Source organism: Plantibacter sp. PA-3-X8 (assembly GCF_003856975.1).
GTDB classification, from domain to species: domain Bacteria; phylum Actinomycetota; class Actinomycetes; order Actinomycetales; family Microbacteriaceae; genus Plantibacter; species Plantibacter auratus.
Genome location: NZ_CP033107.1, coordinates 174236 through 201198, shown reverse-complemented (window position 1 = coordinate 201198; position 26963 = coordinate 174236). Strand labels below are relative to the sequence as shown.

The following is a 26963-nucleotide window of genomic DNA, read 5'->3' as shown; positions in this document are numbered from 1 at the left end:
GTATCAGTACGATGTGACCATGACCAGGCCCCGCGACGATCACGCTCCGGCGCGAGCGACGATCATCGACGTCGCCAGGGTCGCCGGGGTCTCGCGGCAGACCGTCACCCGGGCGCTCAACGGCATGCGCGATGTCAGCGAGACCACCAGGCAGCGGGTCGTCGAGGTCGCGGCCTCCCTCAACTACCGCCCGAACCGCGCCGCGCAGCACCTCGTCAGCGGTCGAACGACCACGCTCGGCCTCGTCGTCGACGACCTGCGGAACCCCTACTACCCCGAGCTCGCCGCCGCCCTGGTGCAGCAGGCGTCCGAGCGGGGTTGGACCGTGCTGGTCGCCGAGGTCGGGGGAGCGGCGAACGCATCGGGCGACCGACCCGCCGCCGCGGATCGCGGACCGGACCTCCCCGACGCGGAACGTGCGCAGCTCGCCGAACTCGCGCGGCAGGTCGACGCGGTCGTCGGACGCAACGGCGCCGACCACGGAGCACTCCAGGGCGCCTTCGCCACCATCCCGTTCGTCTCCCTCGGCGACCATCGGTCAGACGAGTCCGAGGCAGGAACGAACCCGTCCGGCGCCGAGCCGACGCTGCAGGTGGCGGGCGTCGACATCGACTTCGAGGACGGCATCCGACAGGCGCTCGCCCATTTCGTCGCGACCGGGCGCCGGTCCATCGCGATGATCGACGCCTCGGCCGAACCGTCCGGACGACGTCTCGCGTACCGAGCGTTCCTCGAGGAGCACGGCTTGCCGTGGTCGGAGGCGTCGGAGACCTGGGCGGAGGACACCCACCAGGGCGGGGTGTCGGCCGCCCTGCGGTGCCGGGCCGCGATGCCCGACGTCGATGCCGTGCTCGTCTTCAACGACGTCATGGCCGTCGGCGTGCTCAAGGGACTCGCCCGTGCCGGGGTCGGCGTGCCGGAGGACGTCGCCGTCATCGGCATCGACGGACTCGACCTCGGTCGCTTCGTCACCCCGGAGCTGACGAGCGTGGCCGTCGACAAGGGCGACATCGCACGGCACAGTCTCGAACTGCTCGACGGCATGATGTCCGGCACGCTCCCGCTCTCGGGACCGTCCGTCCGACGCTCGGTCGGTGTCTCACTTGTCATCCGCGAGTCCGCCTGAGCCATTCCACCCGGGCCGCACCGGCCCCGTCGTCCGGACGGGCGCGGACGACACGGCAGACTGGTCCCATGTCTGAACTCCTCGCCCTCTGTCGCGTCGAAGCCCTCCAGGTGGACGACGGGTCGATCGGTGTCACCGCGATCGACAAGCGCCCGGTCGACGAGCCGCTGCACGTGCGGCCGATGGGGCTGTACGGCGACGTGCAGGCCGATCGCAAACACCACGGCGGTCTGACGAAGGCGCTCTACGCCTATGCCGAGGAGGACGCGCGGTTCTGGCAGGGCGAGCTCGGTCGGGAGATCACGCCGGGGCTGTTCGGCGAGAACCTCCGCACGCAGGGGCTCGACGTGAACGGTGCCGAGATCGGTGAACGCTGGCGGATCGGCGACGCCCTCGTCGTCGAGGTGACCTGCCCGCGGACCCCGTGCGGCACCTTCCAGCGGCGCCTGGGCGAGCCGCGGTGGGTGAAGCGCTTCGCCGACGCCGCGCGGCCCGGTGCCTACCTCAAGGTGGTCAAGAGCGGGACGGTGCAGGCGGGCGACCCGATCGAGATCGTCCGACAGCCCGGCCATGGCGTCACCATCGCCTCCTGGTTCGCCGCGGCGGACGAGGCGCAGGCCGTCACCCTCGAGCAGTCGGAGCAGTCCGGCGCCGTGGTGCTGGCGCCCGAGATCCACGAGTCGATCAAGCAGCTCCGCCGCAAGCGGACCGTCTGAGCCCTGCCGTCGCGTCCGCACACCTGTGCGAGCGCTGAGTGCAAGCCCCGGCCGGAACAGTCCGGAAGCGGACGCTGTTGCATACCATGGAGCCGAAGACCGGAGCACGCGGGGACCCCGCACGGTGCTCGGCACGAAGGAGGAGTCACGATGAGTGCAGCAGACGAGCAGAGCACGACGACCGAGCGCGCGGTGCTGGCCGGCGGATGCTTCTGGGGCATGGAAGACCTCGTCCGGAAGATGCCGGGCGTGAAGTCGACCCGCGTGGGCTACAGCGGTGGCGACGTCGCCAACGCCACCTACCGCAACCACGGCACCCACGCGGAGGCCCTCGAGGTCGTCTTCGACCCGAGCAAGCTGTCCTTCCGCGAGCTCCTGGAGTTCTTCTTCCAGATCCACGACCCGTCGACGAAGAACCGCCAGGGCAACGACGTCGGCCTGAGCTACCGCTCGGCGATCTTCTACACCTCGCCCGAGCAGGAGCGCGTCGCCCGCGACACGATCGCCGACGTCGACGCCTCAGGGCTCTGGCCCGGCAAGGTCGTCACCGAGGTCGAGCCGGTGTCCGAGTTCTGGGAGGCCGAGCCGGAGCACCAGGACTACCTGGAGCGCATTCCGTGGGGCTACACGTGCCACTTCGTGCGCCCGGGCTGGAAGCTCCCGCGCCGCGCAGGGGTCGCGGAGCAGGCCACCGCGTAAGCACGTCCACAGCGCCCGGCACCTCGGTGTCGGGCGCTGTGCTGTGTGTGGACCGGCAGGCTCAGACGCCGTCGGCGCGCGAGGAGTTGACGGCGTCGGAGGCCAGTCGTGGCGCGAACCGCGGGTCGAACTGCAGCGGTGGATCGTCGGGTGATGCCAGTGACGGTTTCCCGAGGCGGACCCACTCGAGGTACTGGAGGTAGGGGTCGGACCCGGCATCGACCGGCGCATCGACGATGCGCTTGCGTCCCCACGGCCACTTCCACCCCACGATCAGCATCCTACGGACGGTTCCTGAAGATCCGCGGACCATCGCGCCACGATCTCGCAACGATGGCGTCGAGGCGTGCTCGTTTCGTCTGATGGATACGGAGTTGTCCATCGGCCGTCGGTGCTGTCATGATGAAGCACGGCGGAGATAGCTAGACAATCGAGATACTTCGAAGGGTTGTCCGGACCCGGTCACTGCACCTGCCGAGAGAGGTCGTTCCATGGGCTCCGCCGGCAGCGAGACGTCTGAACTCCGCCGAGCCTGGGTGGAGCAGCTCACGGCCGACCGCTTCGGCGTCTTCGTGGGGGATCGGCGAATCGGGTTCATCGACGTGGACTGGCCGCTACACGTCGCCCTCCGCGGGGCCGACTACGAGACGGCGGTCGAAATCGATCGGGCGATCCGGTTCGACCAGGCCCTGCGAGCGGTCCTCGGCGACTGAGTCGCCTCCGGTGTCCGGCGACTATGATCGCAGCACGGTTCGGGTGGAAGGTTCGCCGGGCGGCACCCGGTCGGACCTGCGAGACGGAGGGAGAGTGACATGACCGACTCCTTCAGTGCCGAGCCCTGGGCGTCCGGCCTCCCGGTCCTCGAGCTGCCGATGTTCCCGCTCGGCTCTGTGCTGTTCCCGCACATGCCGCTCGCCCTGCGGCTCTTCGAGGAGCGCTACCTGACCATGCTCGCCCACCTGCTCGAGGCCGAGGACCCGGCGTTCGGCGTGGTGCTCATCGAGCGCGGGCGCGAGACGGGAGGCGGTGAGCACCGCTTCCGGACGGGGACCGTGGCGGAGATCGTCGAGGTCGACGGCGGCGAGGGCTTCGTGGCGGTGATCGCCGAGGGCGGTCAGCGCTTCGAGGTGACCGACTGGCTGCCGGACGACCCGTACCCACGCGCCGAGATCCGCACGCTCGACGACCTGGAGTGGGACGAGCGCTGGGAGCAGCTGCGGGACGAGACCGAGGCGGCGGTGCGGCGTTCGCTGGCCGTGGCCAGCGAGTTCAGCGAGCAGCAGTGGGCCTCGGTCGTGGAGCTCGCCGACGACCCGCTGGAGTCGTCGTGGCAGCTCGCGGGCATCGCCCCGGTGAGCGAGCTCGACCAGATGCGGTTCCTCTCGGCCGGTTCGCTGGAAGAGCTGTTGGTCGGTGTGCGCGATCGCGCCACCGAGGCCGGCGAAGCGTTCATCGCGGGCGGCATCGCCGACGCGGACGACGAGGACTGGGACATCCTCGGCGGCTGAGCCCCGTCTTCGCACCTCGACAGGCTCGGTGACCGGTCGGATTCGCCCCGGAAGCTCGCCTCCCGCCCCACCGGTCACCGGGCCTCCCCGCCGCCGGTCACCGAGCCTCCCCTCCGCCGGTCATTGAGCCTGTCGAAGTGCCCTTGCGCATTCGTGGAAACGCTTTACTATTTCCTATAGGATCTTTTTGACCGGGAGCACCAGCCCCGAGCAGTCCCTGAGCGCAATGGAGCATCATGACGGATACGACCGCGACCGCGTCGACCCCCCGATGGACCGCCGACACCTGGCCCATCGCCACCTGCCTGCACGGCATCCCACCCGTCGACCGCAACGGCGTCTCCCTGCACGACGCGGAACCCGAAGCCTGGGACGACCTCTTCGCGCAGGTCGCCGGCGTCGGGTTCACCCTCGCCGAACTGCCCGACAGCCACGTCCGACCCGCCGACCTCGAACCGTCCCGTCGCGACGAGTTCCTCGCCATCGCGAAGTCGCACGGCGTCGGCGTCCCGTCCGTCCACCTGCAGCGGCAGAGCGTGATCATGCCGGGCCACGAGGAGCGCAACCTCGAGTACGCGCACCGCACGATCGACGCCGCCGCCGAGTGGGGGATGCAGGTCTTCTCCACCGGCCTGCACCAGCCCTTCAGCGAGGCCCAGCGCAAGGCGCTCTGGTTCTGGACCGCCCAGGGCCCGAAGGACCCCGACGACCCCGAGGTCTGGAACGCCGCCGTCAGCCGCATCCGCGAGCTCGGCAAGCACGCGGCCGACGTCGGGCTGCCACTCGCCCTCGAACTCTACGAGGACACCTACCTCGGCACCGCCGACAGCGCGGTGCGGTTCGTGGAGGAGGTCGGGCTCGACAACGTCGGTCTGAACCCCGACGTCGCGAACCTCATCCGCCTGCACCGCCCGGTGGAGGACTGGCGCGAGCTGTTCGCCAAGACCCTGCCGTACGCCAACTACATGCACGTGAAGAACTACACCCGCGACGAGGCGGCCGACGGCACCTGGGCGACGTCCGTGCCCTCCACCATGGAGGCCGGGCTCATCAACTACCGCCAGGTCTTCCGCGACGCCGTCGAGCTCGGCTTCAACGGCATCATCCTGGCCGAGCACTACGGCGGCGACAGCCTCGGCATGTGCTCCACCAACCAGAAGTACATCAGGACCCTGCTGCCGCAGGCCTGATCCAGACGACCACAGGAGAGCTTCATCATGACCACACACACCATCGCCGTCGTCGGATCGGGGTACATGGGCGGCGGCATCGCCCAGGTGCTCGCGCTGTCCGGCGCCACCGTCCGCATCGCCGACATCTCCGAGGAGATCGCGCGCAAGAACTACGACCGCCTCATCGCCGAGGCCGAGCAGTTCGTCGCCGACGGACTCTTCCCTGCCGACGCCGTGGAGCGGATCCGCGCCAACGTCTCGCCCGCAGCGTCCATCGAGGAGGCCGTCACCGGAGCCGACTTCATCGAGGAGGCCGTCCCCGAGAAGATCGAGATCAAGCACGAGACCCTCCGTCGCATCAGCGCCGCGGCCTCGCCCGACGCCATCATCGGCTCGAACACCTCGACCATCCTCATCGGTTCGCTCGCTGAGGCCGTCACCAACCCGGAGCGGTTCCTCGGCGTCCACTTCTCGAACCCGGCCCCGTTCATCCCCGGCGTCGAACTCATCCCGCACGAGACCACCGCCGATGCGGCGATCGCCACCGTCGAGGAGATCGTCGCAGCGACCGGCAAGGAGACCGCCCGCGTCAAGGACGCGACGGGCTTCGTGCTCAACCGCCTGCAGTACGCGCTGTTCCACGAGGCGACGCAGCTCGTCGAGGAGGGCGTCGCGACGCCCGAGGACATCGACACGATCGTCCGCACCACCTTCGGCTTCCGGCTCCCCGTCTTCGGTCCCTTCGCGATCGCCGACATGGCCGGACTCGACGTGTACTCGTTCTGCTACGCCTCGCTCCAGACCCGGTGGCCCGAGCGGTTCGCCACGCCGGACTCCCTCAAGGAGCTCGTCGACGCCGGCAAGTTCGGCACCAAGTCGGGTGCCGGCTACCTCGACGTCCCGGCCGACCGCACCCCCGAGCTGATCGCCTACCGCAACAAGGCCTACGTCGCGATCAAGCAGCTCATGGACGAGCTCGGCCCCGCACCCATCAACTGAGCGCCGCGCCGACCGAGCGCACCGTCCGGCTCGATCGGACACCGACTTCACCACTCCCACGCAGAAAGGCCGGCCATGACCGCCACCAGCTTCCCCGAATCCAAGACCGTCGTCCTCACCGGCGCAGCCTCCCCGCGCGGCATCGGTCGTGCCTCCGCCCACCACCTCGCCGAACTCGGCTGGAACATCGGGATCATCGACCTCGACGAGGCTGCGGCGCAGGCGGTCGCCGCCGAGATCGCGGAGCAGCACGGGGTGCAGGCGGCCGGCGCCGGCGCGAACGTCGCCGACGAGGCGCAGGTGCGTGCCGCGTTCGACGCGCTCGAAGCCGCCCTCCCACAGCTCGTCGCCCTCGTGAACCTCGCGGGTGTCGCCTCACCCGTGCCCTACCTCGAGGTGAGTGCCGACGAGTGGAAGCGCGTCATCGACATCAACCTCAACGGCGTCCACTACACGACCCGCCGTGCGGTCGAGTCGATGGTGTCGAACGGCGTCGGTCGCGTCGTCAGCCTGTCGTCCGTCTCCGCCCAGCGTGGCGGCGGCACCTTCAGCAAGACGGCCTACTCGGCGGCGAAGGCCGGCGTGATCGGCTTCACCCGCAGCGTCGCCCGCGAGCTCGGCCACGACGGCATCACGGTCAACGCCATCTCGCCCGGACCCATCGACACCGACATCATGGGCGGCACCCTCACCGAGGAGCGCAAGACGGCCATGGCCGCCGACGGCGTCCTGCCGCGCATCGGCACCCCACGCGACATCGCCGCCGCCATCGCCTACCTCATCAGTGAGGACGCCGGCTTCGTCACCGGTCAGACGCTGAACGTCGACGGCGGCCTCTACATGCACTGATCCACCACACGCACCACGAGCGAACGGAGCAGCACCATGCAGCACCTCACCGGTCAGTGGACCAAATCCCGGTTGATCTTCCTCGGTCTCGGCGTCGTCTTCGTCGGCATCGGCCTCTGGATGATCGTCCCCTCGATGGTCTCCTGACCAGCAGCAGCAGCAGCAGTAGCGCCAGCAGCACCCACCCGCACCAGTCATCTCAAAGGAGAGTGTCTTGTCCACACCCAATCCGCCGGCGATCGGATCGACCAACGATCCGGCGCTGAAGTCGGCGATCCGCAAGGCGTCGAAGCACCTCATGCCGATGCTCGTCATTTTGTACTTCGTCGCGTTCCTGGACCGCACGAACGTCGGCTTCGCCGAGGAGGCGCTCAGCGTCGACCGCGGCATCTCGAACGGTGCCTTCGCCCTCGGGGCCGGCATCTTCTTCATCGGCTACGCGATCTTCGAGATCCCGAGCAACCTGCTGCTGAAGAAGTTCGGCGCCCGGTTCTGGCTCGCCCGCATCGCGGTGACCTGGGGCATCGTCGCCGCCCTGTTCGCCTTCACGACGAACGACACGATGTTCATCGTCCTGCGGTTCCTGCTCGGCGTGACCGAGGCCGGGCTCTTCCCCGGCGTCATCATGTTCCTGTCGGAGTGGTTCCCGAACAAGGTCCGCGTCCAGATGTTCTCGATCTTCTACCTGGCGCAGCCATTCTCGCAGATGCTCGGCGCCCCGCTGAGTGGTGGCCTCATCAGCTTCGGCGACGCCCTGACCCCGTGGCACGGCTGGCAGGTGATGTTCTTCGCCGAGGGCATGCTCGCGGTCCTTGCCGGCTTCGCAGCGCTCTACTTCCTCACCAACTCGCCACAACAGGCGAAGTGGCTGGATCAACAGGAGAAGGACTCGTTGACGGCCGCGATGGAACGCGAGGACACCGTGCGGCAGTCGGACGGCCCGACCGGTATCGCGAAGGCGATGACGAGTTGGAAGGTGTGGTACTTCACCATCATCTACTTCTGCCTGCAGATCGCGGTGTACGGCACGACGTTCTACCTCCCGCAGCAGGTGGCGAACCTCATCGGCCAGGACGTCGGCTGGCAGGTCGGTCTCGTGGCGGCCATCCCGTGGCTCGTGGGTCTGTTCGCCTGCTACTACGTGGGTCGGAACGCGAACACGGTCGTCCGTCGTCGCACCTGGGGAACGATGTTCTACATCTCCACCGGCGTCTTCATCCTGGCCTCCGCTTGGGCAGGCGCGAACAACCAGCCGATCCTCGGCATCCTGTTCATCACCATCGCGGTGGCGAGCTTCCTCTCGGTCGGGCCGATCACGTGGGCCTACCCGACGGCGTTCCTCACCGGCACGGCTGCAGCGGCGGGCATCGGCCTCATCAACTCGCTCGGTAACCTCGGCGGCTTCGTCGCCCCGATCATGCGCACCGGGATCAACGAGAGCGTGCCGACCGACAGCGGCGTGTGGGGCGTGGTCTCGCTCGGGGTGTTCGCCTTCCTTGCGGCCGCGATGCTCTACTGCACCCGGTTCTTCCGTGGGGCGAAGGCGGACGAGCTGCTCGAGACGACGGCGAACCGCACGGCGCACTAGTCACGACGCAACACCCGGACGGGGTCGATCGCTCAGGCGGTCGGCCCCGTTCTGCGCCCTTCGACAGGCTCAGGAACCGGTTTGGGGCGGCACAGGGACCGGAGCAGGGCGACTCGGGGACCGGAGGACTCGGTCCCTGAGCCTGTCGAAGGGTGTGTGCCCGGCCCTGCGGCTGTCAGATCCCGGTCCCTGAGCCTGTCGAAGGGCGGCTCAGTGCTCGGCGTCGCTGCGGGCGCGGGTGCGCACGAGCTCGATGTGCGAGCGCATGGCCGCCGCGGCGGCCTCGGGGCCGTCGGAGAACGCGTCGAGGATGGCGCGGTGCTCGACGACCGCCTGGTCGGCGTCGGTGACGCCCGTCTCGACCGTCTGGCGCATGCGGTGCACGCGGGTGGAGATGCCCTCGGACATGTCGAGGAGGAAGGGGTTGCGGGTGCCCTCGAAGATGAGGTGGTGGAAGTTCCAGTCGACCGCGAAGTATTCGCGGAGGAGTGCGACGGGGATCTCGCCGGCCGACGCCGCGGCGCGCACCCTGGCGGTCATCTCGACGTGCTGTGCGAGGGCGACCTCGAGGGCCGGGACGAGCTCGTCGGCGTGGGCGGCGGCCAGCGCGGTGGCGCCGCTCTCGAGCACGATGCGGGCGTCGAACAGCGACTCGAGCTGGTCGTCGGCGAGCGGCGGTGCCACCCGGTAGCCCTTGTGGGTGACCCGGGTGACGAGGCCGGTGCGCTCGAGCTGGACGAGCGCCTCGCGGACCGGCGTCGGCGAGACGTCGAGGTCGCGGGCGATCGCGTCGATCGACAGGCGGGCACCCGGTTCGATACCGGAGCTCAGGAGCATGTCGAGCACCAGCTCGTAGACGCGGTCGCGCAGACCGCGGCGTTCGAGCGAGGCGGAGGCGCCGAGCGGGAAGACGGCATCAACCACGGCAGCCTCCGAAGGGTGTGCTCGAGGCGTCGTCACGGAGGGGAACCTCCGGTCGAGCGGCCGCGATGATCGTCGAGGACCAGTTTACGGGGCCTCCAGGCGTCATCGCGGCAGGTCGGAGCCCGCGCGGTCGAGGCCGGCCACCTCGTCGAGCACCAGCGAGAGGGCTGCCGGATCGTGGGCGAAGCGGCCGAGGAAGACCCCGTCGACCGCGTCGCCGATCGTGGTCAGCAGGCCGGGTCCGGCGCTCCCGCCGTAGATGACGGCTGAGGAGGTGTCGATGTGCCCGGCCGCGGCGAGCGCGTCGAGGTGGCCGCGCAGCCGGAGGCACACCGTGCGGATGTGGGCTGGACTCGCGGCCTCGGTGGCGCCGATGGCCCAGTGTGGTTCGTAGGCGACGATGACGCGGCCCACGATCCCGGCGGCGACCGCCCCTGCCAGAGCGTCGTCGAGCTGTGCGACGCACTCCGCGGCCGCCACCTCGGCGTCTCGGTGCTCGGCCTCGCCGATGCACAGCACCGGCGCGAGACCGTTGCGGAGCGCGGCGGTCGTCTTCGCGCGGACGACATCGGGCGTCTCACCGAACAGTCGGCGCCGCTCCGCGTGCCCGACCTCGACGACCTCACAGCCGACCTCTTGGAGCTCGGCGCCGCTCACCTCGCCGGTGAACGCCCCGGTGTCCTCGGTCGCGAGGTCCTGAGCCCCCACGGCTGCGACGCCGCGGAGCCGCTCGACCGCGCCGGTCACCGAGAGGTATCCGGGGATGACGAACAGCTCCGCCGCGCCGGATCGGAGTGCGTGGTGCTCGGCCGACACCCCCGCGACGACCGAGCACCAGTCGAGCGTCTGCGCGTGCCCGAAGTACATCTTCAGGCTCACGCCGACGAGTCTGGGACGTCCTGACATCAGGACGCTTCGTATGCGCTGATCTCCTGCACCTTGTCGTTCGACGCGCTCGAGGCGTCGAACTCGTAGGTGAGCCACTCGCGCACGTTGCGGCGGGCGAGTTCGATGCCGACGACCCGCTGGCCCATGCAGAGCACTTGGGCGTCGTTCGAGAGCACCCCGCGTTCGACGGAGAAGCCGTCGTGCGCGGTGACGGCTCGGATGCCCTGGACCTTGTTGGCCGCGATCGCGACGCCGAGGCCCGTGCCGCAGATGAGCAGCGCGCGGTCGGCCTCGCCGCGGGCGACGATCTCGGCCGCGGTCACCGCGACGGTCGGGTAGTTGGTGTGGCCGTCGGCGTCGACCCCGACGTCGACCACGGAGGCGACCAGGTCGCTCGCCTCGAGGTCGCGCTTGAGGATCTCCTTGTAGTCGTAACCGGCGTCATCGGAGCCGATGACGATTCGCCAGGTGCGGGTCATGGTGTGCCTTTCGTTGCTGGCCCTTCGACAAGCTCAGGGACCGGGGTGTCGTTTCAGGGACCGGGGTGTCGTTTCAGGGACGGGGTGTCGCTTCGGGGAGCGTGGCGTTTGTTCAGGGAGCGGGTCGTCTGTCGGCGGATCGGACGTTCAGTGCTCGGTGAGGAGGGTACCGACACGCTCGACGATGAGGGCGAGGGAGACGGCTCCCGGGTCCTCGACGCCGACGGCCTTCGAGCCGTGCGAGCGGGCGCGACCCATGCCGGGCATGAGACCGGCCGTGTCGTGTGCCGCAGCGGTTGCTGCCGCCGCCGCGGTGGTCCAGGCGGTGGAGAGGTCGTCGCCGGCGGCGACGCGTTCTGCGAGCGTGTCGGCGAACGGGACCAGGGCGTCGACGAGCGTCTTGTCGCCGACGGAGGCCTTGCCATAGCGCATGACGGCGTCCTTCGCTGCGGTCACGCCCTCGCTCACGGCGGTGGCGGTCGGGCGTTCGGCGTCGCCGAGGCGCTCGCCGAGGGTGCGGAGCATGACGCCCCACAGAGCGCCCGAGGTGCCACCGGCGCGGTCGGACCAGGCGTCGCCCGAGCGGTCGAGCAGCGTCGCGACGCCGGCACCGGCCTCACGCAGGCGCTCGGCCTCGGCGGCGGCAGCGGTCGCCCCGCGGTCCATGCCGATGCCGTGGTCGCCGTCGCCGACGATGGCGTCGAGGCGTCCCAGCTCGTCCGCGTGCTCCGCGAGGAGCTCCTGGATCGCGGAGATCGCGTCGGCCACGACGGCCGCCGACTCCTGCGACTCGGGCGAGGCGTCCGGCACGACGAAGGCGACGTCCTCGGTGTCGTCGGCGGCGACGGTCTCGAGCGCGCCGGAGTCGACGGCGCCCGTGCGGAACGCGGGCGTGTCCGCAGCGGCACTCCACAGTCGCTCCAGCTCCTCGTCGACCCAGAGCAGGGTGAGCGAGACGCCAGCCATGTCGAAGCTCGTGCAGAACTCACCGACCTGCGGATCGACGAGGGTGATCCCGGCGTCCTCCAGTAGGGAGGCGATGCGGTCGTAGACGACGAACAGCTCCTCCGACTTCACGGAGCCGAGGCCGTTGAGGATCGGGACGACGCGTGCGCCGTTCGGCGTGACGCCGTCCGGGATCTCGGCCTCGTTCAGGAGGTGGTGCACGAACAACTCCGCCAACCCGTCGGCGGAGGGGATGTCGGTCTCGTCGATACCGGGCTCGCCGTGGATGCCGAGCCCGACGGCCATCCGTCCCTCCGGCACGGAGAACAACGGCTCGTCGGCACCGGGCAGCGTGCACCCGGAGAACGCGACGCCCATCGAACGGGTCCGGGCGTTGGCGAGGATCGCCACGCGCTCGACGTCGTCGATGGAGTACCCGCCCGATGCCGCACCGCCAGCGACCTTGAAGACGGTGAGGTCGCCCGCGATCCCGCGCCGCTTCTCGAGTTCGGTGGGCGGTGCGCTGAAGATGTCGTCGGTCACGGTGACGGTGCGGCAGTCGATGCCGTCGGCCTTCACGGCGTCCTGCGCCGCGGTGAAGTGCAACACGTCGCCGGCGTAGTTGCCGTAGCTGAGGAGGACGCCGCGACCCTGCTCGCTCGCGCGGACGACGCTCTCCACCTGGTGTGCGGACGGCGACGCGAAGAGGTTGCCCATGGCCGCACCGTGGGCGAGTCCCGGGCCGACGAGGCCGGCGAAGGCGGGGTAGTGGCCGGATCCGCCACCGATCACGAGGGCGACCTCCGGCTCCGCGGACCTCGTGGAGCGCGACACCCCGCCGGAGACCTTGCGCACCCAGCGTCCGTTGGCGCGGACGAAGCCGTCCACCATCTCGTCCGCGAAGTCGGCCGGTCGGTTCCAGAGCCTGGTCATCTGCATCTCCTCGTCATCGAGTCCGTCGATCCGGCGCAAGCCGGCACATCGCAATAATCCTATAGGATATTGGAACCGACCGAAACCCTGGACTGCGCACAACTCAGGACGCCACGGGCGGGTCGGCGCCCTCGGGCGGCAGCCGGAGGCGACGCGCCGGGGGCACCTGAGTTGTGGACGTGTGACACGAGGGACTCACGTCGCCGGCGTCCCGACGGCTGAACCTGCCGAGGCTGGAGTGGGGGAGACTCAGCCCCGGCAGGTTCGGCGATCGGGACGCCGGCGATCAGGGGCGCGTGACGGTGGACCCCGTGTGCCTGGCTTCGACGCGTTCTGCACGACGCGCGGCGAGGAGTGAGGGCGTGATCGCGAAGGTGATGCTCGACGACCGGCGCGGCGCGGTCGCCCGCAGGAAGCCGAGCCGCTCGGCGAGGGCGATGGACCTGGTGTTCTCCGGCTCGATGACGGCTGTGACGGTCTTCGCCCCGAGCTCGCGGAAGGCCAGGTCGATCATCGCCTCGGAGGCCTCGCTCGCGAGACCGCGTCCGCCGACGGCGGGGTCGAGGACCCATCCGATCTCGACCGAGCGCTCGGCGGGATGGACCTCCCGGAGATGCAGGGAGACATCGCCGACGAGCCGCCCGTCGTGCTCCACGGCCAGGGCGAGGAAGTCGCCCGACTGCCAGAGGCGGCTGTGCCGGACGCGGTGGCGCAGGTGCTCACGGGACGCCTCCCGGTCGCGGACCGGCCACGGCAGGTGCTCGACGACCGCCGGTGTGGACTGGATGCGGTACCAGGCCTCGGCGTCCTCCAACCGGTGGCGACGCAGGACGAGACGGTCGGTGCTGATCGGGTGCGCGTCGACGGGAGCCTCGATCCGCGGCCCGCGGAGGAATCGAGGACGTGAGACACCTGCCGGGAACAGGGGACGCAGAGCACGGACGGCGGCGGCGAGGCCGATCCGGATCCGGTCCGCAGGCTCGGCCGTCGCTCCGGCCGTCCGACGACGGCGGGGGGCGAACGACGTGCCCAGGGGCTCTGCTCGGGTCATGCCCTCCACGGTAGGCACCGCGCCCATGGGCTCGGCCTGAAAAGATATGAGGCCTCTATGAATCGCCCGTCGCTCCCCGCGCCTCGCAGCTCGACGACGGATAATCGACCCATGCCCTCCGACCTGCCAACGCAGATCGTCGACTCGGGGCGCCGCCGGGCGGTCCTCGCCAAGCTACCGCGGATGTACCGGGCCGACGGTTCACCCATCCGCGTCCTCCTCGTCGACGACGAAGCGGTCCTGACCGACCTCGTGAGCCTGGCCCTCGGCTACGAGGGGTGGGTCGTGGACGTCGCCACCAACGGTCGCGAGGCCGTCCAGCGCTACCGCACGGAACGTCCGGACGTCGTGGTCCTCGACATCATGCTGCCCGACATGGACGGACTGAGCGTCCTGCGCCAGCTCCGCAGCTTCTCGCAGGGGGAGCCGGAATCGGGCACCCCGACCCTGTTCCTCACCGCTCGCGACTCGGTGGACGACCGCATCATGGGACTCACCGCCGGCGGCGACGACTACATGACGAAGCCGTTCTCGCTGGAGGAGCTCGTGGCCCGTCTCCGCGGTCTCCTCCGCCGCACCGCGCACGTCGTGTCCGACGACGACTCCCGCATCACGATCGGCGGGCTCTTCCTCGACGAGCGCAGCTACGAGGTCAGCCGTGACGGCGAGCCGGTGGCGCTCACCACGACCGAGTTCGAACTGCTGCGCTACTTCATGCGCAATCCGAAGCGCGTGCTGAGTCGTGCCCAGATCCTCGACCGCGTGTGGAACTACGACTTCGCCGGCAAGGCCAGCATCGTCGACCTCTACGTCTCCTACCTCCGCAAGAAGATCGACGCCGACCGTGCGCCGATGATCCACACCGTCCGCGGTGTCGGATACGTGCTGCGGCCGGTCGAATGAGCACCGCATCGGTTCCGACTGCGGGCGTGCCGACGCCTCGGGCGGACCGGCGGCACCCGTGGACGCTTCAGCGACGGTTGGTGACGGGCATCGCGGCGGTCATCGCAGCGGTCCTCGCGGTGTCGGGCATCCTGACGATCGTCACGGTCGAAGGGTCGGTCACCGCCGTCGTCGACACCCAGCTCACCGGGTCGATGGAGGCCTTCGAGCACTCCGTGGTGAAGTTCCACGATCAGCAGGCCGGTGCCGGAGCGGTGGTGGACCCCGACGCCACGCGCGGTGAGCCCGGCTACGTCAAGCCGTTCGTGGACTACGTCGGCCACGGGCCCGGCACGCTCATCGCGCTCGTCGCGGACGGTGGGGTCGTCGACTCCGCGCGTTTCACCCAGTCCAACGCGACGGCGCTCGACGTGCGGACGAAGGCGCTCATCGAGGAGGCCGTCGCGGTCGACAGCTCCGAGCGACAGAACATCGAGCTGGGGTCGCTCGGCGGGTACCGGCTCGAGTTCCTCGACCACGGCGACGGCGAGACCCTCGTGGCCGGCGTCTCGCTCGCCACCCCGCGTGCCGCCGTGCAGCAGGAGGCGATCGTCATCGCGATCCTCGCCGTGCTCGCGCTCGCGGTCACCATCGTCGGGGCGATCATCGTGGTCCGCCTCGGGCTCCGACCGTTGTCCCGCGTGGCCGCCGCCGCCGAGGAGGTGTCCACCCTGCAACTCGAGCGTGGCGACACCGGGATCGACGTGCGGGTCGATCAGGCCGACACCGATCCCCGGACGGAGATCGGCAAGGTCGGCGAGGCGCTCAACGGCCTCATCGACCACGTCGACCGCGCACTCGCCGTCCGTGCCGCGACCGACAAGCGCATGCGCCGGTTCGTCACCGACGCGAGCCACGAACTCCGGACGCCGCTCGCTGCGATCCAGGGCTACGCCGAGCTCACCCGTCAGGACAGCGAGAACCTCCCGCCCATGACGGAGCACGCGCTCGCCCGCATCGAGTCGGAGGCGACCCGGATGAGTTCGCTCGTCAGCGAGTTGCTCCTGTTGGCGCGTCTCGACGAGGGCCAGGACCTGCACCTCGACGACGTCGACCTGAGCGACCTCGTCGCCGCCGCCGTGAGCGACGCGGCCGTCTCGGCACCGGCGCACCACTGGTCGGTCGACGTGCCGGAGCGCGCGATCATCGTGCGCGGCGACCGCGAGCGTCTCCACCAGCTCGTCGTGAACCTGCTGTCGAACGCCGCCGTGCACACCCCGGCCGGCACCTCCGTGGTCACCCGCATCAGCGCACCGAAGAGTCCCGGCGAGTCGCAGCGCGCCGCGCTGACGATCGCCGACGACGGACCCGGCATCGACGAGGCCTTCCTCCCCGAACTCTTCGACCGATTCGCCCGGGCGGACTCGTCGCGCTCGCGTGCCGCCGGCAGCACGGGCCTCGGCCTGGCGATCGCGCTGTCGATCGCCGAGGGCCACGAAGGCTCGATCGAGGTCGCCTCGTCGTCCGCCGGCACCACGTTCACCGTGACGCTGCCGTGGTCGGGCCCGTCCGAGCAGCACCTCGCGGTCCGGCCGGCGGCCGACGCCACCGCGACGCGGCCGGAGGCGGTCACCTCGACGCGAGGCTGACTGCCCGACCTGTCGTCGAGCGCCATCCGGTCACCGAGCGCCATCCGGTCACCGAGCCTGTCGAGGTGCCCTTCGACAAGCTCAGGGAGCGGAAGGGGTGGCTCAGGGGCCGGAAGGGGCGGCTCAGGGATCGGAAGGGGCGGCTCAGGGGGCCGACCGGCGGAGGGCGATGAGCTGCTCCGCCGAGTGCGCGAGGTGCCCGCGGAGCTCCGCCTCACCGTGGTCGCCGCTGAGCGCGTGGAGGAGTCGGTCGTGCTGGTCGATGAGTTCCTCGGGCGGGAGGACGCTCCGGAGCTGCACCATGAACAGGCCGAGCTCGGCGAGCAGGCCGGCGTGCGCCTCGCTCAGTCGAGGGCTCCGGGCCGCGGCGACGATCGCGTGGTGCAGCTCGGCGTGCGCGACCTCGATGGCGCGGTGATCGCCGGGTCGGTCGAGGCAGATGCGTCGGAGACTGTCGTTCGCTGCGACGATCGATGCCGCGGGACGTGATCCTGGTTCCGCACGCGTTCGCAGCAGCCGGACCGCCTCGGCCTCGATCGCCGTCCGGTACTCCATGAGGGCGAGGACCTCGGCGTCGCTGAACGCCCGCACCCGTGCGCCTCGGTAGGGCTCGAACGTGACCAGGCGCTCCGCCGCGAGTGCCTGCAGCGCCGCTCGGACGGTGTGCCGGTTGACGCCGAACCGGTCGGTGAGGGCGGTCTCCCGAAGTGGCTCGTCCGCGCCGAGTCGTCCGTCGAGGATGTCCTCCCGGAGCGCGTCCGCGACGGCGTCGACCGCGGTCATCGGTCGACCCCGCGGCGGTCGGAGCGCGTCGGCACCACCAGGATCGCGAGTCCGGCCACGAGGAGTGCCGCGCCGACCACCGTGGACGGTCCGAAGGACTCGCCGAGCAGGAGGATGCCGAGGAGCGTGGCGGTCATCGGCTCGAAGAGGGTGAGCGTCGCGACCCGCGACGCCGGCAGCCCGCCCAGCGCGTAGCCGAAGAGCAGGTACCCGGCCACCGTGTTCACGAGCGCGAGCCACGCGACCGCGAGTGCACCGGGCACGGTGAGGATCCAGGCGGTCTCCGTGGCGAGGAGGATCGGCACCGAGACGAGCGCCGCTGCGCCGAACAGGGCCGCTATGGTGCCGAGCGGCGACCAGCCGTGCTCGATGAGCGCCTTGCTGCAGAGCGTGTAGAGCGCGTACGAGGCGCCGGCTCCGACGGATGCGAGCAATCCGTCCACCGAGACGGCTCCGGTGCCACCGCCCGTCACTCCGGACAGGACGGCGACCCCGGCTGCGGCGACGATCGTGGCCAGGAACCAGCGGCCGCTCGGGCGTCGACGCTGGATCGCCCACTCGAGGAGGCCCGTGATGGCCGGGGCGGAGCCGAGCGCCGTGAGTGTCCCGATCGCGACGCCGTTGCGTTCCGCGCCGAGGAAGAAGAACGGCTGGTACGCGGCCACGCCGATGGTGCCGACGGCGACGGCGACGATCAGGGCGGGCCGGGCGAGGGGCGTGGTCCGAGACCGACGCGGTCGTGCAGTCCCGGAGCGCCGTCCGAGGGCGGCCCAGACGAGGACGAGGAGCGCTCCGCCGAAGACGATGCGCGCGGCACCGAACGCGACCGAGCCCACCTCGACGGGCAGGAGCGCGTGAGCCGTACCCGTGGTCCCGAAGCACACGGCGGCGAGGATGGCGGCCGCGACGGGGAGGCGCGCCGTGGCGACGGCGGTGTCGGTCGCCGGGCTCGCTGCGGGTGGACGGGGCATGGAGGACAGCCTGGCGGAGGATTGTGTAACAATCAATGCCGCGGTCGTCCTCGCGCCGAGCGAACACACCAGGACGCCCGCCCACTCGAGGAGTGGACGGGCGTCGGGTGGGAGGCGGGTCAGCCGGCGTAGCCGCTGCCGATCACCGACACCCCGAGGAGCAGGGCTGCGCCGGCGGCGACGATCAGAGCCAGCGCCAGCATGGTGCCGGAGATGATCACCGCGGTGAGCGCGAAGCCCTTCGACTTCGGCTTGCGGGCGAGTGCGATGATACCGAGCACGAGCGAGGCGATCGGCAGGAGCACGAACGACGGGGCGACGACCGCGGCGATCGACAGGGCGAACGCGATGATCGACAGCGTCTGCGTGGAGCTCTCGCGGTCGGCGGCCGTCGCAGCAGGAAGGGGTGCGAGGGGCAGCGGGGTCGTCGGCTGAGTCGGCGCGACCTCCTGCACGGGCGTGGCCTGGGTGAGGGGCTCGGGGCCGAACGCTTCGGTCGGGGCGTCTGCCAGGGTCACGTCCTCGGCGGGCGAGATCGTGGTGGACTCGGTGGTGGCTGAGGCGGACATGAGGTGGGGTTCCTTCCTCCGCGAGGTGCGGAGCTCTCTCCGCAGTGTGCGGAGCTGATCGGTTGATGGTTCCAGCCTCCTCGGATCACCGCCGTTGCGAGTCGCCCGTGCGCCCGATCTCCAATCCGCCTGCGGGATGATCCTGCGTGTCGCGCCCATGGGTCTGCGGTGCCGCCGCCGTTGTTACCACGGGTCACGCCGGCCCCCGTATTCGGGACAGAGGGGTTTCGCAGGCAATAGCTGTGCGTTTATCCTGACGCCCATGACCCGCCGCATCGGAGCAGCTGTGCTCGCCCTGCTCGGAGCCTCCGCGCTCGCCCTCACCGCAGCCGTTCCGGCCGCATCCGCCGCGACCACCTCGAGCTGGGCGTCCTGGCCCACGTTCTCCGGGAGCGCCGGGTCGTACCAGGGCACGATGACGCTGGCAGGTCAGCCGGCGCTCACCGCGGCGCTGACGAGCGACTCCGCCAGCGGCAGCGGTCTCGGCGTCATCTCCGGCGCGAACACCTGGCTTGCGGCGTCGACCCCGGTCGGAGCCAAGTACGGTAGCAGCCGCGATCAGCCCTACCTGAACCTCCGACCGAAGGCGAACAACCCGGCGTCGCCCTCGACCACGACCTACTCCTTCGCGACGCCGACGCCACCCTCCGGTTGGACGTTCGTGCTCGGCGACATCGACGCCGACCAGGTCGAGGTGACGGCGATCGGCCCCGACGGCGTGGCCCTCACCGCCGACGAGCTCGGCTTCAACGGCGGCTTCAACTACTGCGACCCGGGTCTCTCGGGCAAGCCCTCCTGCTCGGGTTCCGCGACGGACGTCCCCACCTGGGACCCGGCGACGCAGGTGTTGCGCGGCAACGCCGCCGCCCAGGACACCGCCGGGGCGGCGGGGTGGTTCGAACCCTCCGCCCCGATCTCCAGCCTCACCTTCTCGTTCCGGCAGCGGTCGGGCGCGCCCGTCTACCAGGCGTGGTTCGCGTCGATCGCGCGTGACGTGACCGGCACCGTGACCGACCAGACCACCGGCCCGCTGGACGGCGTCGGCGTCCGCCTCATCGACCGCGACGGTCGCGTGGTGGCGTCGACCACGACCGCTGGTGGCGGCGCCTACACCTTCGCCGGCTACTTCGCGACCGACGGCTACACGGTGCAGCTCGTCCCGCCGACCGGCAAGATCGCCGACGGTCCCGCACGAGCCGCCGCGGACCTCACGGACGCCGACGCCGTCGCGGACTTCACCGTCCGTGACATCGTGCCCGTCGCCGTGTCCGGCACCGCGCTCGACACGGACGGTATGCCGATCGTCGGAGCCACGGTCACGATCGACGGCGCGGGCAGCGTCACCACCGACACCGACGGGAACTACCTCTTCGACACCGTGCCGGTCGGCGAGCACACGGTCGTCATCACGCCGCCCGCGGGTTACGCGGTGCAGAGCCCGCCGAACGTCTTCACGGTCCCGGTCGGGAGCGAGACACCCATCACCGAGCAGGACTTCGTGCTCGTCGCGAATCCCAGTCTCGGCGGGGTGATCACGTCCGGTGGAGTCGGTGTGGCCGGTGTCACCGTGAGCGTCGACGGTCCGAACGGGGTCGAGAGCGCCGTCACGGCCGCCGACGGTTCTTACCGCTTCCCGCTCCTGCCCGCTGGCTCCTACGAGGTCTCGGTCGTCGCCCCGGAGGGTTACGTCGTCTCCGGAGCGGCCACCCGGGAGGAGGAGCTCGCCGGCGCCGATCTCGATGCGGTCGACTTCGAACTCGCTCGGCTCGGCACCGTCATCGGCGACGTCCGCACGGACACCGACCTCCCGGTGCCCGCAGCGACGGTCACGGTGACGACGCCGGGCGGCCCGGTCGCCCTGACCACGACGGCCGAGGGCTCCTACGGGCTCGCCGACCTGGCGCCGGGCAGCTACGAGGTCACGCTGACCGTCCCGGCCGGGTATTCGGTGCCCGCGGGTGGCACCACGACCGCCACCGTCGTCGTCGGCACGGACGGTGCGGTCCAGACGGTGCCCACCTTCGTGCTCGTCGCCGATGAGGTCGCTCCGGTGCCGCCCGTCCCAACGGCGACGCCGAGCGCCCCCGCCGTTCCGAGCAACCCCGCCGTTCCCAGCAACGCGGGTCGTCTGCCCTCGACCGGCGCGGACGCGATGCCGTGGATCGTCGCGGCCGGAGCACTCTTCGTGCTCGGCGCCGCAGGTGTCGTCACCGCGGCCGTCCTGCGTCGTCGACGCGCGAATCGGGACGAGCTGTCCGGCGAATGACCGTTCGGTCGTCTCCTTGGGGACGAGAGGGTGCGGCTCGTCCGTAGACTTGGGCGAGCCGCGCCCCACCCAGGAGTGCGGATCGCACTGCTGAACGGGGATCCGTGGACATCATCGGGTGGGTGAACGACGCCGCGACGGCGCTGCCCGATCCGCTGATCTGGCTCCTCGGGCTCCTATTCACGACCGCCGAGTCCGGCCTCTGGCTCGGCCTCGTCGTCCCCGGTGAACCGGTGGTGCTCCTCCTCGCGGCCATGCTCGACTCCGCCCCCGGTGCCCTCGTGCTGTTCCTCGCGGTCGCCCTCGGCGGGTCGCTCGGGGACCAGCTCGGCTACCTCGTCGGTCGTCGTTCCGGCGGTCGCCTCCGTGACTCGGCCATCGTCCGGCGGCTCGGCGTCCACGGCTGGGACCGCGCGGTCGAGGCGCTCGAGCGGCGCGGGGCCCAGGCCGTCTTCCTCACGAGGCTCGTCCCCGTGCTCCGGTGCCTGACACCGACCGCCGCCGGGGTCGCCCGCGTGCCCTACCGGTCGTTCCTCGCGGCATCGCTGCTGGGCTCCCTCCTCTGGTCCGCCGTCTACGTCGGGGTCGGCTCCCTCGTCCGCGCCACACTCGACACGGTCCGCCAGTACCTCGGTGCCACCGGCTGGGTGCTGCTGTTCGCGCTCGTCGTGGTGGTCACGGTGGTCGCGATCGCCCGATTCCGCCGCGGTGCCGCGATCCCCGGCGACGAGGCGATGATCCCGGTGACCCTGCACGAGAAGACGCCGCTCGCGCGCCTCCGGACGCAGCTGTTCTCCGACGACGACTGGAAGAACCTCCCGAACGCGATCACGGCGGGGCGCATCGTCCTGCTCCCGGTGTTCGCCGCCCTCGTGATCACCGGCTCCTACTGGGCTGCGCTCGTCGTCGGTGCGGTGGTGTTCCTGAGCGACGTCGCCGACGGGCAGATCGCGCGCCGCATGGGCACGGTCTCCGCGCTCGGCACCTGGCTCGACGGGGTCGCCGACCGTCTGACCGTGGTCGTGGTCGCCGCGTCGTTCGCCATCGCGCAGATCATCCCGTGGCAGGTGTTCGTGGTCATGATCGTCCCCGACCTCCTGCTCGCGTTCGTCGCCGTCGTCGCATTCCGCGGGACGCCCGAGGTGCCGGTGAGCATCGCCGGCAAGATCCGGACGGTGTTCCTCTTCGTCGGCTTCTTCGCGCTGCTCATCGGCCTCGCGCTCGGCGGCGGGGATCCGGCGTCGGCGCTCTACCGGGTCTTCGGCGGGGTCGGCTTCGTGGCGATCCTCCTGGGACTCCTCGGCCACTTCGTCGCGGCGACCCAGTATGCGCGACGCATGGTCGTCACCTGGCAGCGACAGAGCGTCCGCGCGGCCCGCTGACCATGACGCCGACCGCCGTCGGAGGTCGCCGCCGGAGGGCACACGGCCACAGCGCAGGCGGTGTCGTTTAGGCTCAGAGCATGCCAGTCGACTATCCGGACCTCGTCATCTTCGACTGCGACGGCACGCTCGTCGACACGGAACGCATCTCCGTCCGAGTGAACCTCCAGCTGCTCAACGAGGTCGGCGGCGACTACACCGAGGCCGAGGTGCGGGAGCTCTTCGTCGGCGCCTCGCTCGAGACCTACGCGACGCTCGTCGAGCAGCGTCTCGGGAAGCCGCTCGAGGCCGACTGGATCCAGCGCTGGAGCGACATGTTCCGCGGCATCTGCGAGCGCGAGCTCGAGGCGGTCGACGGGGTCGTCGACGCCCTCGACGGCATCGCTGCGACCGGGGTGCCGCTGTGCGTGGCCTCGAACGGGATGCTGCACGACGTCGTCCGCAACCTCGGGCAGGTGGGCATCCACGACCGCTTCGACGGGCGCATCTTCAGCGCGACCGACGTCGCCGTCGGCAAGCCCGCACCCGACCTCTTCCTCCACGCCGCCGCGGACTTCGACACGGCCCCCGAGCGGTGCGCGGTCATCGAGGACAGCGTCGTCGGCGTCCTGGCTGCCCGCGCGGCCGGCATGACGGTCTACGCCTACGCCGGTGGCATGACGCCCGCCGAGCGCCTCATCGGCGACGGCACCCACGTCTTCGACGACATGCGCCTGCTGCCCGACCTCATCCGCGACACCTGGGCGACCTCCGCGGCACGCTAGCCGCGCCGCACTAGCTGCGACTGCGGAGCTCGGGGAAGCCGTCCTCATCGTCGGCGACGGCCTGCGCTGTGCCCGTCGGCGCCGGTGTCGGATCGGCTGACGTCGACACGTCCTGCTCCTCGGCGCGACGCCGCGTGCGTTCGCCACCGCGCTTGACAGCACGGTCGAACAGCTGTGGGCCGGTCGTCGCCAGGCGCCTCCAGGGGAGGGTGCCCTCGATCTCGATCTGCAGGGAGAAGCTCAGCAGGGTGCGGATGACGACGATGATCGCGAGGACGAGTGCGTCGGTCAGCGACGGCGTCGACGTGACCGTCTTCACGAGGTCGGCGGCCACGAGGATCTCCAGCCCGAGCAGGATGACCGAGCCGATCGTCTCCCGCAGCATCCGGAAAGCCCGTGCGCCGTCGCGCGTGCTCCACCACAGGCGGGCCGAGAGGGTGACGGCGATCACGAAGCCCACGACCATCGCCCCGACACCGGCGACCTCGAAGACGATGGTGACCAGCTCGAAGAAGTCCATCCCTCCATCATCCTCGCCCGCCCGCTGGACGGGAAGCCGGGCCGACCCGCTAGGGTGGTCGCGAGTGACACGGGGTGCCGATCCCACGACGATCGGCTGAGAACACACCCGTCGAACCTGATCTCGTTAGTCCGAGCGAAGGGATGTCGCGAATGAGCATTCGCACACCGCAGCAGTCTGCCCACCCGTCCACCGACGAGCCGTCCGTCGGCGAGTTCGCGAGCGCCTCCGGGGACCTCCTCGACCGCCTGCGCGAGTGCACGCCGCTCGTCCAATCGATCACGAACGCCGTGGTGACGAACTTCACCGCGAACGTCCTACTCGCCATCGGCGCCGCCCCGGCGATGACCGACATCCCCACCGAGGCCGGACCGTTCGCCCGCATCGCCTCCGGGGTGCTCCTCAACCTCGGGACGCCGCAGGCGGAGCAGCGCGAAGCCATGGTCGAGGCCGCCACCGCCGCGAACGACGCCGGCACCCCGTGGGTGCTCGACCCCGTCGCCGTCGGCTTCCTGCCGGTGCGGACGGCGCTCGCCGCCGAACTCCTCGCCCTCCGGCCGACGATCGTCCGCGGCAACGCCAGCGAGATCATCGCGCTCGCCGGACTGGGCGCCGGCGGTCGCGGGGTCGACAGCACCGACTCGGTCGACAGTGCGATCGAGGCGGCCACCGCGATCGCCCGCACCTCGGGTGCCGTCGTCGCGATCTCCGGGCCGACGGACGTCATCACCGACGGTGAGCGCATCGTCCGCTGCTCGAACGGACATGCCTGGCTCACCCTCGTGACGGGCGGTGGCTGTGCCCTCGGTGCCGTACTCGCCGCCTTCGCGTCACTCGACGACGACCGGCTGCTGACGACGGTCGCGGCGACCACCGCGTACACGGTCGCCGCGCAGCTGGCGGCTGCGGAGAGCCGTGGCCCCGGTTCCTTCGCTCCCGCCTTCCTCGACCACCTCCACCTCCTCGATGCCGACACCGTCCGCAGCCTGGCGGTGATCGCGTGAGCGCCTCGACCACCGCGGACCGGGTCCTCGCGGCCCGTTCGCACGCCGAGCTCGTGCGCCGCGGCATCGCGACCTACCTCGTCACGGACGCCTCGGCCAGCGGCGATCGCGGTGTCCTCGACGTCGTGCGCCGAGCCGTCGACGGCGGGGTGACCGCGGTCCAGCTGCGGGAGAAGACCGCGTCGGCGCGAGAGCTGTTCGAGCTGACCGTTCGTGCTGCAGAGGTCGTCGCCGGGCGGGCGCTGCTCCTCGTCGACGATCGGGTGGACGTGTTCCTCGCCGCCCGTTCCGCCGGTGCAGTCGTCCACGGTGCCCACGTGGGTCAGAGCGATCTCCCGGTCGACGCCGTGCGTCGCATCGTGGGGCAGGCCGCCGTCGTGGGGCTGACGGCGAACACCCCGGCGCACCTCGACGCGGTCGCAGCGCTGCCTCCCGGGACCGCCGACTACCTGGGCGTCGGCGTCATCCGCCCGACGACGACGAAGCCGGACCACCCGGAGCCGCTCGGCGTGAAGGGGTTCGCCGCGATCGCCGCCGCGACCCCACTCCCGTGCGTCGCGATCGGTGGGGTGTCACTGGAGGACACGGTCGAGCTCCACGCTGCCGGTGCCGCTGGTCTCGCCGTCGTCTCCGCCATCTGCGCCGCCGACGATCCGGCGGCCGCCGCCCGGGCGTTCCGCAGCGCCTGGACCGAGGTCTCGGCATGAGCGCCGCGGAGCAGACGACGACGCCGGAGTCGTCGAGCTCGGACCGGGTGCGCGGTCGACGACCCGTCGCGTTCCGGGACACACCGCGGGTGCTGAGTATCGCCGGGACCGACCCGACCGGTGGTGCCGGGATCCAGGCCGACCTCAAGAGCATCGCCGCGAACGGCGGATACGGCATGGCGGTCGTCACCGCGCTCGTCGCGCAGAACACCCGGGGCGTCCGATCCGTGCACACCCCGCCCGTCGGGTTCCTCCGGGAGCAGTTGGACGCGGTCGCGGACGACGTGGTGATCGACGCGGTCAAGATCGGGATGCTGGGCGACGTCGCGATCATCGACACCGTGTCGACCTGGCTGCAGGAGACCGTGACCGGACCCGTCGTCCTCGACCCGGTGATGGTGGCGACGAGCGGGGACCGCCTCCTCCACCGCGACGCCGAAGCGGCCATGCGCGCGCTCCTGCCACACGTCGACCTCCTGACCCCGAACCTGCCGGAGCTCGCCGTCCTCGCGGACGAGCCGGTGGCGACGAGCTGGGCCGACGCACTCGCCCAAGCGGAGCGGGTGTCGGCGCAGGCGGGCGTGATCGTGCTCGTGAAGGGCGGGCACCTGACCGGGACGACCGCGTGCCCGGATGCGCTGGTCGACGCCGCGGGTGGTCTGGGCGACGACCGATCACTCGTCGAGTTCGACGGTCTTCGAGTCGACACACGGAACACCCACGGGACCGGGTGCTCCCTGTCGAGCGCGATGGCCACCCTCGTCGTCCGTTCGGGGTCCTGGACCGAGGCGCTCAGCGAGGCGAAGACGTGGCTCACGTCGAGCCTCCGACACGCGGACGTGCTCGAGGTCGGCTCGGGCAACGGGCCGATCAGCCACTTCGCCGAGCTGTGGGCATCGTCCGGGACGACCTCGAGTCGGCAGGACGGCGCCAGCATCCTCACGGGCTGGTGGGAGGACATCGCCGAGCTGCGGACGCGGATCGATCACCTGCCGTTCGTGACGACGCTCGCGGACGGCACCCTCGATCCAGCCCGGTTCGCCTGGTACCTGCAGCAGGACGCGATCTACCTGCGGGCCTATTCGCGGGTCCTTGCGCGAGCGAGTGCACTGGCGCCGACGGCCGAGGAACAGGTGTTCTGGGCGACCGGCGCGGCGGGCTCCATCGAGGCCGAGATGGAGCTGCATCGCACCTGGCTCAGCACGTATGCCGTCGGCGGTATGGATGTGGAGCCGTCGGCGACGACCACGGCCTACCTCGACCACCTGCACGCGGCGACCGTCGACGGCGACTACGGTCGGGTGGTCGCCGCCGTGTTGCCCTGCTACTGGATCTATCAGGATCTCGGCGAGCGGCTCGTCGGCGCATCGCACGCGGAGCACCCGTACGCGGCGTGGCTCGACACCTACGCCGACCCCGCCTTCGCGATGGCGAACGCCCGGGCGATCGAGATCGTCGCCGGGGCGGCAGCTCGTGCGGACGAGGCCGGCCGGGAGACGATGCGACGGGCGTTCCTGGCCTCGGCCGCGCACGAGGAGGCGTTCTTCGCCGAGCCGATACGATGAAGGCCGGATCCGCCGCCGCGGTCC

At 70.8% G+C, this 26963-nt stretch carries 27 protein-coding genes and 1 riboswitch; of the genes, 17 read left to right on the top strand and 10 right to left on the bottom strand.

The genetic code is table 11. The features are described from left to right. The first annotated feature begins 19 nt into the window (after window positions 1–19). The 3 genes from EAO79_RS00975 (at window position 20) to msrA (ending at window position 2541) form a co-directional block, all read left to right on the top strand. A complete protein-coding gene (locus tag EAO79_RS00975; protein WP_124767438.1) occupies window positions 20–1126 on the top strand; it encodes a LacI family DNA-binding transcriptional regulator in 1107 nt (368 codons plus the stop codon). A gap of 68 nt (window positions 1127–1194) precedes the next feature. Next, on the top strand, window positions 1195–1842 hold the full coding sequence (locus tag EAO79_RS00970) for an MOSC domain-containing protein (protein WP_124767437.1): 648 nt from the start codon (window positions 1195–1197) through the stop codon (window positions 1840–1842). Window positions 1843–1992: 150 nt separating this feature from the next. Then, entirely contained in the window at window positions 1993–2541 is a 549-nt protein-coding gene (gene msrA / locus EAO79_RS00965) for a peptide-methionine (S)-S-oxide reductase MsrA (protein ID WP_124767436.1), read from the top strand. Window positions 2542–2602: 61 nt separating this feature from the next. Here msrA and EAO79_RS00960 read toward each other — a convergent pair whose 3' ends face one another. Then, complete coding sequence (locus EAO79_RS00960; RefSeq protein ID WP_124767435.1) at window positions 2603–2812, bottom strand: hypothetical protein; 210 nt, start codon at window positions 2810–2812, stop codon at window positions 2603–2605. Between the two features lie 220 nt (window positions 2813–3032). Between EAO79_RS00960 and EAO79_RS00955 the strand changes: the two genes are divergently transcribed. From EAO79_RS00955 to EAO79_RS00930, 6 genes are all read left to right on the top strand, one after another. Next, a complete protein-coding gene (locus EAO79_RS00955) occupies window positions 3033–3254 on the top strand; it encodes a hypothetical protein (protein ID WP_079706600.1) in 222 nt (73 codons plus the stop codon). Between the two features lie 99 nt (window positions 3255–3353). Beyond that, complete coding sequence (locus tag EAO79_RS00950; RefSeq protein ID WP_241160950.1) at window positions 3354–4049, top strand: LON peptidase substrate-binding domain-containing protein; 696 nt, start codon at window positions 3354–3356, stop codon at window positions 4047–4049. A 236-nt stretch (window positions 4050–4285) separates the two neighbouring features. Next, window positions 4286–5239, top strand: coding sequence for a sugar phosphate isomerase/epimerase (locus tag EAO79_RS00945; protein ID WP_079706601.1), 954 nt, complete (start codon window positions 4286–4288; stop codon window positions 5237–5239). Between the two features lie 27 nt (window positions 5240–5266). Continuing rightward, window positions 5267–6220, top strand: coding sequence for a 3-hydroxyacyl-CoA dehydrogenase family protein (locus EAO79_RS00940; RefSeq protein WP_079706602.1), 954 nt, complete (start codon window positions 5267–5269; stop codon window positions 6218–6220). A gap of 75 nt (window positions 6221–6295) precedes the next feature. Then, window positions 6296–7069 (top strand): SDR family NAD(P)-dependent oxidoreductase, encoded by a 774-nt coding sequence (locus tag EAO79_RS00935; protein WP_124767434.1) that lies wholly within the window; start codon window positions 6296–6298, stop codon window positions 7067–7069. 214 nt (window positions 7070–7283) lie between these two features. Next, window positions 7284–8657, top strand: a complete 1374-nt coding sequence (locus EAO79_RS00930; protein WP_228501934.1) for an MFS transporter — start codon at window positions 7284–7286, stop codon at window positions 8655–8657. A 210-nt stretch (window positions 8658–8867) separates the two neighbouring features. On the opposite strand, the gene EAO79_RS00925 is transcribed toward EAO79_RS00930, so the two are convergent. From EAO79_RS00925 to EAO79_RS00905, 5 genes are all read right to left on the bottom strand, one after another. Further along, complete coding sequence (locus EAO79_RS00925) at window positions 8868–9581, bottom strand: GntR family transcriptional regulator (protein ID WP_241160949.1); 714 nt, start codon at window positions 9579–9581, stop codon at window positions 8868–8870. A 102-nt stretch (window positions 9582–9683) separates the two neighbouring features. Then, window positions 9684–10460: a triose-phosphate isomerase family protein gene (locus EAO79_RS00920; RefSeq protein WP_342365738.1), complete on the bottom strand. Its 777-nt coding sequence runs from the start codon at window positions 10458–10460 to the stop codon at window positions 9684–9686. 26 nt (window positions 10461–10486) lie between these two features. Then, window positions 10487–10948: a ribose-5-phosphate isomerase gene (locus EAO79_RS00915; RefSeq protein WP_071258616.1), complete on the bottom strand. Its 462-nt coding sequence runs from the start codon at window positions 10946–10948 to the stop codon at window positions 10487–10489. 147 nt (window positions 10949–11095) lie between these two features. Continuing rightward, window positions 11096–12826 (bottom strand): dihydroxyacetone kinase family protein, encoded by a 1731-nt coding sequence (locus EAO79_RS00910; RefSeq protein ID WP_124767432.1) that lies wholly within the window; start codon window positions 12824–12826, stop codon window positions 11096–11098. A gap of 286 nt (window positions 12827–13112) precedes the next feature. Beyond that, complete coding sequence (locus tag EAO79_RS00905; protein WP_124767431.1) at window positions 13113–13877, bottom strand: GNAT family N-acetyltransferase; 765 nt, start codon at window positions 13875–13877, stop codon at window positions 13113–13115. A gap of 111 nt (window positions 13878–13988) precedes the next feature. On the opposite strand from EAO79_RS00905, the gene EAO79_RS00900 reads away from it, so the two are divergent. Then, a complete protein-coding gene (locus EAO79_RS00900; protein ID WP_064295688.1) occupies window positions 13989–14780 on the top strand; it encodes a response regulator transcription factor in 792 nt (263 codons plus the stop codon). 80 nt (window positions 14781–14860) lie between these two features. Beyond that, the gene (locus tag EAO79_RS00895; protein ID WP_206428262.1) at window positions 14861–16408 is read left to right on the top strand and encodes a cell wall metabolism sensor histidine kinase WalK; all 1548 of its coding nucleotides are present in this window, start codon (window positions 14861–14863) and stop codon (window positions 16406–16408) included. A gap of 144 nt (window positions 16409–16552) precedes the next feature. Here the strand turns inward: EAO79_RS00895 and EAO79_RS00890 are convergent, their stop codons facing one another. The 3 genes from EAO79_RS00890 to EAO79_RS00880 form a co-directional block, all read right to left on the bottom strand. Then, window positions 16553–17191, bottom strand: coding sequence for a GntR family transcriptional regulator (locus EAO79_RS00890; RefSeq protein ID WP_124767429.1), 639 nt, complete (start codon window positions 17189–17191; stop codon window positions 16553–16555). Continuing rightward, a complete protein-coding gene (locus EAO79_RS00885) occupies window positions 17188–18162 on the bottom strand; it encodes a DMT family transporter (RefSeq protein ID WP_124767428.1) in 975 nt (324 codons plus the stop codon). Before EAO79_RS00885 ends, EAO79_RS00890 begins: the two co-directional genes overlap by 4 nt. A 119-nt stretch (window positions 18163–18281) precedes the next feature. Next, entirely contained in the window at window positions 18282–18731 is a 450-nt protein-coding gene (locus EAO79_RS00880) for a hypothetical protein (RefSeq protein ID WP_124767427.1), read from the bottom strand. A 262-nt stretch (window positions 18732–18993) separates the two neighbouring features. Between EAO79_RS00880 and EAO79_RS00875 the strand changes: the two genes are divergently transcribed. The 3 genes from EAO79_RS00875 to EAO79_RS00865 all read left to right on the top strand — a co-directional run bounded on the left by EAO79_RS00875 (window position 18994) and on the right by EAO79_RS00865 (window position 23143). After that, the gene (locus EAO79_RS00875) at window positions 18994–20997 is read left to right on the top strand and encodes a carboxypeptidase regulatory-like domain-containing protein (protein ID WP_124767426.1); all 2004 of its coding nucleotides are present in this window, start codon (window positions 18994–18996) and stop codon (window positions 20995–20997) included. 104 nt (window positions 20998–21101) lie between these two features. Further along, window positions 21102–22379 (top strand): CDP-alcohol phosphatidyltransferase family protein, encoded by a 1278-nt coding sequence (locus EAO79_RS00870; RefSeq protein WP_124767425.1) that lies wholly within the window; start codon window positions 21102–21104, stop codon window positions 22377–22379. Window positions 22380–22459: 80 nt separating this feature from the next. After that, the gene (locus EAO79_RS00865) at window positions 22460–23143 is read left to right on the top strand and encodes an HAD family phosphatase (RefSeq protein ID WP_079706612.1); all 684 of its coding nucleotides are present in this window, start codon (window positions 22460–22462) and stop codon (window positions 23141–23143) included. Between the two features lie 10 nt (window positions 23144–23153). Here the strand turns inward: EAO79_RS00865 and EAO79_RS00860 are convergent, their stop codons facing one another. Then, entirely contained in the window at window positions 23154–23663 is a 510-nt protein-coding gene (locus tag EAO79_RS00860; RefSeq protein WP_079706613.1) for a DUF1622 domain-containing protein, read from the bottom strand. Between the two features lie 60 nt (window positions 23664–23723). Then, a riboswitch (TPP riboswitch) is annotated at window positions 23724–23824 on the top strand. Between EAO79_RS00860 and thiM the strand changes: the two genes are divergently transcribed. From thiM to EAO79_RS00845, 3 genes are all read left to right on the top strand, one after another. After that, the gene (gene thiM, locus EAO79_RS00855; RefSeq protein WP_124767424.1) at window positions 23816–24667 is read left to right on the top strand and encodes a hydroxyethylthiazole kinase; all 852 of its coding nucleotides are present in this window, start codon (window positions 23816–23818) and stop codon (window positions 24665–24667) included. It overlaps the preceding riboswitch by 9 nt. Further along, window positions 24664–25374, top strand: a complete 711-nt coding sequence (gene thiE / locus EAO79_RS00850; protein WP_241160948.1) for a thiamine phosphate synthase — start codon at window positions 24664–24666, stop codon at window positions 25372–25374. Before thiM ends, thiE begins: the two co-directional genes overlap by 4 nt. Continuing rightward, window positions 25371–26939 (top strand): bifunctional hydroxymethylpyrimidine kinase/phosphomethylpyrimidine kinase, encoded by a 1569-nt coding sequence (locus tag EAO79_RS00845; RefSeq protein WP_124767423.1) that lies wholly within the window; start codon window positions 25371–25373, stop codon window positions 26937–26939. Before thiE ends, EAO79_RS00845 begins: the two co-directional genes overlap by 4 nt. Window positions 26940–26963 lie beyond the last annotated feature (24 nt).